The 8,058-nt window shown below is 58.0% G+C and carries 6 protein-coding genes and 1 pseudogene; 2 read left to right on the top strand and 5 right to left on the bottom strand.

The window, feature by feature from the left end; all coding sequences use genetic code 11:
- Window positions 1-236: 236 nt before the first annotated feature.
- Window positions 237-2,009 (top strand): leucine-rich repeat domain-containing protein, encoded by a 1,773-nt coding sequence (locus tag RE6C_RS07845; RefSeq protein ID WP_008655420.1) that lies wholly within the window; start codon window positions 237-239, stop codon window positions 2,007-2,009.
- 223 nt (window positions 2,010-2,232) lie between these two features.
- On the opposite strand, the gene RE6C_RS07840 is transcribed toward RE6C_RS07845, so the two are convergent.
- Genes RE6C_RS07840 through xseB form a run of 5 tightly spaced genes read right to left on the bottom strand, consistent with a single transcriptional unit; the run spans window position 2,233 to window position 7,043 of the window.
- The gene (locus RE6C_RS07840) at window positions 2,233-2,877 is read right to left on the bottom strand and encodes an RluA family pseudouridine synthase (RefSeq protein WP_008655419.1); all 645 of its coding nucleotides are present in this window, start codon (window positions 2,875-2,877) and stop codon (window positions 2,233-2,235) included.
- Between the two features lie 20 nt (window positions 2,878-2,897).
- Entirely contained in the window at window positions 2,898-3,788 is an 891-nt protein-coding gene (locus RE6C_RS07835; protein ID WP_008655417.1) for an NAD(+)/NADH kinase, read from the bottom strand.
- Window positions 3,788-5,695 carry a 1-deoxy-D-xylulose-5-phosphate synthase gene (dxs, locus tag RE6C_RS07830; protein WP_008655415.1) on the bottom strand — a complete coding sequence of 636 codons (1,908 nt, stop codon included), beginning with the start codon at window positions 5,693-5,695 and terminating at the stop codon, window positions 3,788-3,790. Before dxs ends, RE6C_RS07835 begins: the two co-directional genes overlap by 1 nt.
- Entirely contained in the window at window positions 5,692-6,639 is a 948-nt protein-coding gene (locus RE6C_RS07825; protein WP_008655414.1) for a polyprenyl synthetase family protein, read from the bottom strand. The genes dxs and RE6C_RS07825 overlap by 4 nt, the downstream gene beginning before the upstream one ends.
- A 2-nt stretch (window positions 6,640-6,641) precedes the next feature.
- The gene (gene xseB, locus RE6C_RS07820; RefSeq protein ID WP_008655411.1) at window positions 6,642-7,043 is read right to left on the bottom strand and encodes an exodeoxyribonuclease VII small subunit; all 402 of its coding nucleotides are present in this window, start codon (window positions 7,041-7,043) and stop codon (window positions 6,642-6,644) included.
- A gap of 308 nt (window positions 7,044-7,351) precedes the next feature.
- On the opposite strand from xseB, the pseudogene RE6C_RS07815 reads away from it, so the two are divergent.
- Window positions 7,352-8,058, top strand: a pseudogene (locus RE6C_RS07815) (hypothetical protein); the annotation flags it as partial.

Below are 8,058 nucleotides of genomic sequence, written 5' to 3'. Positions count from 1 at the left end.
CATCGTCCGTGATAATGAACAAGACATTTCGTTCTGCTGCGTGCAGCGACGTCGATGCGAACAGGCAAGTTGATGCGAACAGGCAAACAGCGGCGATCGCTGCTGCGAACGTGCAACGGCCTGCTTCGGTCCAAAGAGTTTTCATGTGGAAAAAGTGGTTGGGTGGGAGTGAGGTGGGGAAGGGGGGCACGAATCAATTCGCGAGGGCACCACTATACCTGATCGCCCTGGCCTTTTTGTCGATTTCGCATGCAGAAGCGATCGTGCGGGCCGAGGAGGATTCACAGTCATCGCCCGGCGAAACGCGAGATGCCGGCAAGCTGATCGATCGAGTCACCGCCTTCATTCCCTTGCCTGCCGCCGCCGATCCGATCGCATGGCCGAGCACAGATTCTGCTGATACGCCTTCGGTTCTGACCCCCGATAACGCCGCCCGGTCGGATTCTCCCAACGCGGCGGACGAAATTTGGTCGGCGTACATCGAGCTTTGGAAGGCCCACCACGCTGATCCAAGCCAGCCCGAGCTTCGCACCCTGTTTGGTTTGCCAGCCGATGCCGACGTGTTGATCACTCAGCGTCGCGGGCGGGTGGCACCCAGCGAACTGCAATGGCGGCCTGGTTCATTTCGGATTTGGCAAACCGATCACTTCGAGATCCTTAGCCAAGCCGACGACGTCGAATCCCGCCGCGTCGCCGAGTCACTCGAACGAGAGTACTGGGTTTGGACCCAAGTCTTCTTTCCGATCTGGGCAGGTCGCGACCAGGTCGCGTTGATCACGAACGATTGGGACCGGCAGTCGACTGCGGCCGATGCTCATCTGCGATCACTCTCTTCACCGGCTCGACTCAAGCACGGACAACGGCACCGAGTCGTCTTGCTACCGGATGCAGAACGTTACCGAGCCACCGTCGCGTCGGCGTTTCGAAACACGGACTCCAAAGCCGTCGCGGCCTCGACCGGTTTCTACAGCGACACGTTGCGACTTTCGTTCTTCTTCCCGCAGCAAGATCTTTCGAGTTTGCACCACGAAGTCTGCCATCAACTCTTCACCGAAGCATCCGCGAACGCGTCCCGACGCCGCCCGACTCGCGGCCAAGTGTTCGCGACGGCGACGACCAATGATTTCTGGTTGATCGAAGGTATCGCGGGATACTTCGAATCGTTGCGGTATGAACAGTCGTTGGCCTATGTCGGTGGTTGGGAATCGCCGAGATTGCAATTGGCTCGCTATCAAGCCTTGATCGGTGGCGTTCCGATTGAGTCGCTGGAGGACCTGCAAGGTTCACGCGATGACATACAATCCAAACCCGATCTGGCTCGCTGGTACTCTCAGGCCAGCCTGCGGACGCACTTTTTGATGGACTCGGCTGGCCCAGCTGTACGCCGAGAGTTGATCAAGCAATTGGCAGATCTCTATTCACCATCGAAGAAACCGGCCGAGGTTAATCCTGCGGGCGCGAAGGCGGAAATCAACCCGGCGGAAATCCTGCGTTCGCTTCGCGTCGACGACGCTCACATCAGCCTGAATCCGATCAAGGGCGATCTGGCAACGCTTTGTTTGGCTGGTTGCGAAGTCACGGGCGAAGGGCTGTCCAAGCAAAAGCCGATCAGTGGTCTGACTTGGTGTGATCTTTCTCGATTGCCAATCACCGACGCCGATGTTCAGCAATTGGTCGCGGATACTAGCCTAATGGATCAACTCAGCTTGGAAGCCACCGGCGTCACCAACCAAATCGCGTCTCTGTTTCGTGGCGCAACGCAATTGCGCGAGCTCGACCTCAGCTACACCGCGGTCGACGATTCGGTGGTCCAGTCCATCCCGCCGTCGGTGTCAACGTTGTGGCTGACCGGCACACAATTGACGGACGCATCCATCGACGGGTTGTTGAAGCTGCCTCGATTGCAGACCTTCGATGTTCAGCGAACGAAGATGACCGACCAAGGATTGCAGCGGTTCAAGCGGTCTCGGCCGGAATGCCAGCTGAACCCATTGAACATTCCCGAATGATTGAGTGAGGTGATCGGGGTTGTAATCGCCATGTGAGACATGGCCTACGGGGAATTTATGTTGGATGAAGCGGGACACACTGAATTAGCCGATTGGCGTTAGCCACGGTTCCCGCGTAAGAAACCGTGGCTAACGCCAATCGGCTGATTCGGATAAAGGAACCGTGGCTAACGCCAAAACGGCTGATGTGATTAAGAATCGCGGCTAGCGCGACGCGATCTATCTAAAACGGCAAACTTGATAGTGCAACGTCGGTCGCTCGACCGTTGGTTGGATCGCGGAACGAAAGCTTTGCCGCGACCAGACGCAGCGCGGACTCATCTTCCGCGTTTCCGTACAGCGGATCGCCGACGATCGGATGTCCGCGATGAGCCGACTGGATTCGCAATTGATGCATTCGTCCGGTGATCGGCCGCAACTCAATGCGTGATGTGTCGCTCGCCGAGTCGTATTCCAGGAAGCTCACCTTCGTCTCCGCATCACGCCCATCGCTGGAATCAGGGCCGACGATTTCCACGCGAGCTTCATCGGGCAGTTTTGCGATCGTGTCCTTCCATGGTTCTTGTTTGCAAGCTTCCAGGGCATTTCCTTGCACCATCGCGATGTACTTCTTTTGCACGTGACGCAATCGAAATTGCTCGCTCAGCAAGCGCGCCGCCTTCTTGCGAAGTGCGATCAGGACCAGTCCTGACACGGGGCGATCGAGCCGATGGACCGCGGTGAGGTAGCTGACCGGATTCCCTGCCTGAGCGAATTGTTCGCGCAGGCACGACTCAAGGCTGTCTGTTCCCTTGGGTGAAGTGGTCGGAAGTCCGACCGGTTTGTTGACGACGACGCAGGCATGGCACTGCCAAAGAATTTCAATCATCGCAGGATCTTGATCACCGATCAGAGTTGACGCAATGCCAAGCGTCCCGACCAACCCAGCTTTTCACGCAAGGTCCGATAATCATTTTGCCCCGGAACCCGAAGCATTTCGAACGATACCGGAGCACGGTGCACACGGACTCGATCGCCCGATTTCAGTTGGCCCAAAATCCGTCCGTCAACGACGATGCTGGTCGATTCGTTGGGTTCAGTCACCGCCAATTCCAATCGCGTGTCGGCTGAATCTACCAAAGGGCGATACGTCAGCGTGTGCGGACTGATTGGCGAGATCACGATCGCCTGAAGTTGTCGCCTGAGAATGGGGCCGCCCGCTGACAAGTTGTGCGCGGTCGAGCCCACCGGGGTCGCGACGATCAAACCATCACATCGATACTGAGTCGCCAGTTCACCGTCGGCGTACAGGTCGATGTCGAGGATCGCGAATGGAGGGCCGTTCAGGATGGCGGCTTCGTTGAGTGCCATGGATTGTGCGATCACTTCGTCGTCACGAATCAGCTGCACCTCCAACATCAGGTGGCGGATGATCGAGAAATCGCCCTGGCAGACTTTGGGCCAAGCGTCCAAGAAATCCTCGGGCGAGAGAGCGGCCAAAAATCCCAACCGGCCGCAATTGATTCCAAGCACCGGTGTTTGGTTTTCGCCCATCTGGCGTGCGGATTGCAAAATCGACCCGTCGCCGCCGATGACGATCACCAAGTCGATTTCTTTGTCCGTGAAGTCGAAGGTGAACTCAAAGTCCGCCGCGATCAATTCGGCGTGCGACTGGATCGTCGGGCGAAGACGTTTCCACGCGGAGGACACGTTGAGTTTGTCAGGGGCACCCAGCACCACGATTCGTGGCGGACGCCCACATCCGCACCAATCGAGTTTCTCTCCGCTTGAGGATGCCATCAAACACCAACCTGTGATCCGACCTCGGAAGCGGCTTCGCGACATACCTCGGCGATCTTTTGAGCCGACAACGTTGATTGATCCAGCAACTGCGATCGATCGCCGTGCAACACGAATTCATCCGGCAAAGCCAGCCGGTGGACGGCTCGCGTGTCCAGCCGCTGATCGACGGCGGATTCCAAAAATGCGGAACCGAAGCCGCCGACGCGAGTGCCTTCTTCGAGCGTGACGACAAAGCGTCCCTCGCTGAGCGTTTTGTGAACCATCTCCGCATCGATCGGTTTGACGAAGCGAGCGTTGACGACACCGATTTCCAGTTCGCCTTCAAGTTGCTCCGCGGCCGCGATGGCTTGTTCCAGCATCGCTCCGTAAGCCACGATCGTGCCGTCGGATCCTTCGCGAATCCATTCGGCTTTGCCGATTTCGATCGGCGCCGGTGTATGGGTCGCTTCGAGAGCGGATGCTTTTGGATAGCGGATGCCAGACGGATGATCGAGCGTCAAAGCCTTGTCGAGCATCAGGGGCAATTCTTCGGCGTAGCCCGGTGCCATCAAAACGAGATTCGGGAACAACCGCATGTAACCGATGTCGTACACACCGTGGTGAGTCGGCCCGTCCGGTGCGGTCAGTCCGGCGCGGTCCATCATGAAGACGACCGGCAAATCTTGCAGAGCGACTTCTTGGAAGATCTGATCGTAGCTTCGTTGCAGGAACGTGCTGTAGATATCAACGATCGGACGCATGCCGGTTTTGCATTGCCCAGCGGCGAAAGCGACGGCGTGCGATTCGCAAATTCCAACGTCAAAGAATCGCTCGGGGAATTGCTCTCGGACCGGCTCCAGCTTGTTGCCTTGGCACATCGCGGCGGTGATCACGGTCACTCGCGAATCACGCTTCATCGCTTCGCCAATCGCATCGCGAGCATGAGTCGTGTACGGCGGGCGACCATCGCTGCCACGTGTGACGGGCGTGCCACCTCGATCTTCAAACGCCGGCGGCGTGTGGAAGAAGACGGGATCTTCCGCAGCAGGTTTGTAGCCGTGCCCCTTTTCCGTCACCACGTGCAGCAAGACCGGGCCAGGAGTTTCCTTGCACAGACGCAGGTACTTTTGCATCAACGGGATGTCGTGACCATCGATGGGACCGATGTAACGAATGCCGAGTTCTTCAAACAGCATTCCTCCCAGTAGCCCAGCTTTGACGCCTTCCTTCATCTGAGCCAGCAAGCGTTCGGCTGGATCGCCAAACATCGGCACACGGTCGAGCAACTTGGTGACTTCGTGTTTCAAACCCGTGTAGAACGGGTTGCCGCGAAGACGGTCCAGGTACTGAGCAACCGAACCGGTGCGATGGCAGATCGACATCTTGTTGTCGTTCAAAACGATCGTCAGATCGTCGCCAAGTTCGCCAGCGTTGTTGAGTGCTTCAAAGACGACTCCGCAGGGGAACGCACCATCGCCGATGACCGCGACCGTTCGTCGGTCTTTTTGGTCCATCAAGATGTCGCCGCTGCGCAGACCAACCGCGGTGCTGACGCTGCAGCCCGCGTGGCCGGTCATGAACAAGTCATAGACGCTCTCGTGCGGGTTTGGGTAACCCATCAATCCGCCGGCGGTGCGGATCGTTTCGAAACGGTCGTAGCGGCCGGTGACCAATTTGTGCGGGTAAACCTGGTGACCGGTGTCCCAGATCAATCGATCGGTTCGAAAATCAAACTCGCTGTGCAATGCCAAGCAGAGTTCCACCACGCCCAAATTGGACGCGAAGTGGGCCGTCCGGGTCGCGAGCAAGTTGCATAGCACGTCGCGAATTTCGACGGCGGCGTTGCTCAGTTCGGTGCTGGACCAGTTTGCCAGTGGCGTTGCATCCTGCAGGCCAGCCAACAAGGGGTGTTTGTGATCAGTCAATTCGTACGCTCCAAGACAAAGTCCGCCAGTTTTTTCAACCGTTGAGCAGATGATCCGAACAACTGCAACGATTCGTGCGCCATGTGTATGGTGCTTTCCGCGTGGGCTCTCGCCCGATCCAGCCCCATCAATCCCGGGTAAGTCAGCTTGCCACGGCCATCGTCTTTGCCCGTTCGTTTACCAAGTTGCTCATCCGTGGACGTGCAATCAAGTAAATCATCCGTGATTTGAAACGCGAGTCCAAACGCTTTAGCGTAATCGGTCAAGGCCGAAACAGCATTGGTATCCGCTCCGGCGGAAATTGCGCCCATCGCCGCACAGGCTGTAAACAGAGCCCCCGTTTTGCGATGGTGAATTGCTTCGAGGTGTTTGAGGGCGGCATCGGCCCCCCCGAAGTCCTCCAGGGTGTGCTTCTCAGCGTCCAAGTCGTCGGCTTGGCCCCCGACCAAGCCAGCCGGCCCCGCCGCGGTCGCCAAAGTGCCGATCAGAGCCGCCGATTTGGTCGTGTCGGAGGTGCTTTGGTGCAAGTGAGCAAATGCCATCGATTGCAGGGCATCACCAGCCAAAATCGCGGTCGCTTCGTCAAATTCGATGTGCGTCGTCGGCCGACCGCGACGCAAATCGTCGTCATCCATCGCGGGCAAGTCGTCGTGAATCAGCGAATACGCATGGATCATCTCGACCGCAACGGCCGAAGGCATCGCCGATTCCATGTCGCCGCCGCAGGCTTCCGCGGCCATGATCGTCAGCATCGGGCGGAGTCGTTTGCCGGGAGCCAGCACCGCGTATCGGATCGCCGCGGCAAGACGTTCAGGAACACCGGGCCGGTCTTCGCAGGCAGCTTGCAGGGCCGCTTCCACCGCTGGTCGGCGAGCGTCCATGTAGTCTTTCAGTGATTCATTGGGATCAATCGCTTGTTCACGGCGATCGCCCCATGCTTGCACACTCACTCATCGTCCTCCGCTGAATCCACTGCTGTGTCACCTGCCGAACGATCCGGCGCAACCGCTCCACGGCGTTTGCCTCGCGAAGCCTGCTTCTGAACCAACGACTCACCACCGGACATGTTCTCAAGTGGCTCCGTCACGGGGCGTCCCTCGGCGTCGACGCCGGCCAGCACCGAGATCTTGCGTTCGGCGACGTCCAGCAACTGATAGCACTGTCGCATCTTTGCCACCGCGACCTCGTACTGCTTCAGCGAATCGTCCAGCGTCAATGCACCTGATTCGAGCTTCCGGACGATCGTCTCCACATCGCTCAGCGTCGTCTCAAAATCAGCCAACTCTGCTGCCGTTTGTTCGCCGTCGCCGGCCTCTTCAGCAGAGGGGTTCCGTTTCTTCTTAGCCAAAACTGTCTTTTTCTGGATTGGGTGAGGATGGTCTGTGTGAATTTTTGACCAGCAATTGTTTGTGATCTATTGTTCCGAAGAAGTGGTGAGAATGGACTATAGCAGACAGTCCATCGCACCCATCAGGCCATGCCTGACTCGATTTGCCCCGGAAATGAATCTTCAGCCAAATGGCTCGAAACAACCGTAAACGAAAGCGACGTCTTTCTTCACCTGCACCGCAGCGGCGGCCGCAGGTGGAGCAATCCACTGCTGGCAATATCGAAGGGACCGAAAATCCATGTGATCAGGTCCCTGAATCGGCTTCCATGTCCATCAACGAAACCAATCCCAACGATCTGAACGACTCGCCCACGGCGGATTCCCTTGCGAATGCTGCTGCCAACGGCGACGCTTCTGCTGCGGCAGCTGTTCCAAACGGCTCCGCGATCACTCGCGCCGACTTGGCCGAAGTCGTCTCCGGTGCAGCTCATCCCATCGACGAACGCCTGCAGCAGATCCTTTCGCTGCTCGGCGAATTCGAAGGCCGCCTGACATCTCGTCTGGACGAGTTCGCGCTCATCCCGCTGACTCCTGACGAACCCGGACAATCAGCAGATTCGACAAACTCCGCGGACGAATTCGACCAGCCCGCCGATACCTGTGCGGTCTCGTGGCAGCCACCTGTTCCCTCCGAAAGCACGGACGACTCAGCCGAAGAGGACTACGCCGGCGGCCAGTACGCCGATGATCGGTTCACGGAAGGCAAGTACGGCCAAGGCGACTACTGCGACCTGCTTTCGTCCGAAGTGCAGATTTCGCCAGAAGTGCAGCGTTTGGAGGAGGAGCTCCAAGCCGAGCGGATGCGCTCGCATGAACTGCAAACCCAAAACGATCAGCTCGCGGCACAACTCGCGTCGAACGATGTCAAACGCACCGTGTCTGACACGCAGGGCTGCGACGAATCGATGTCCTGGGAAGAACGCAAGGCACGCATCCTGGAACAGATGGAGAATGACGACTTCAACGCGGAGTC

Origin of the sequence: Rhodopirellula europaea 6C (assembly GCF_000338295.1) — a bacterium.
Classification (GTDB): Bacteria; Planctomycetota; Planctomycetia; order Pirellulales; family Pirellulaceae; genus Rhodopirellula; species Rhodopirellula europaea.
Note: the sequence above shows the minus strand (reverse complement) of the source record. Positions and strands in the feature narration are given on the sequence as shown.

What these genes read in the sequence shown, in the direction of transcription:
- RE6C_RS07835 (WP_008655417.1), bottom strand. Translation starts at nt 3,788, where the DNA reads ATGGCATCCTCAAGCGGAGAGAAACTCGATTGGTGCGGATGTGGGCGT.
- RE6C_RS07840 (WP_008655419.1), bottom strand. Translation starts at nt 2,877, where the DNA reads ATGATTGAAATTCTTTGGCAGTGCCATGCCTGCGTCGTCGTCAACAAA.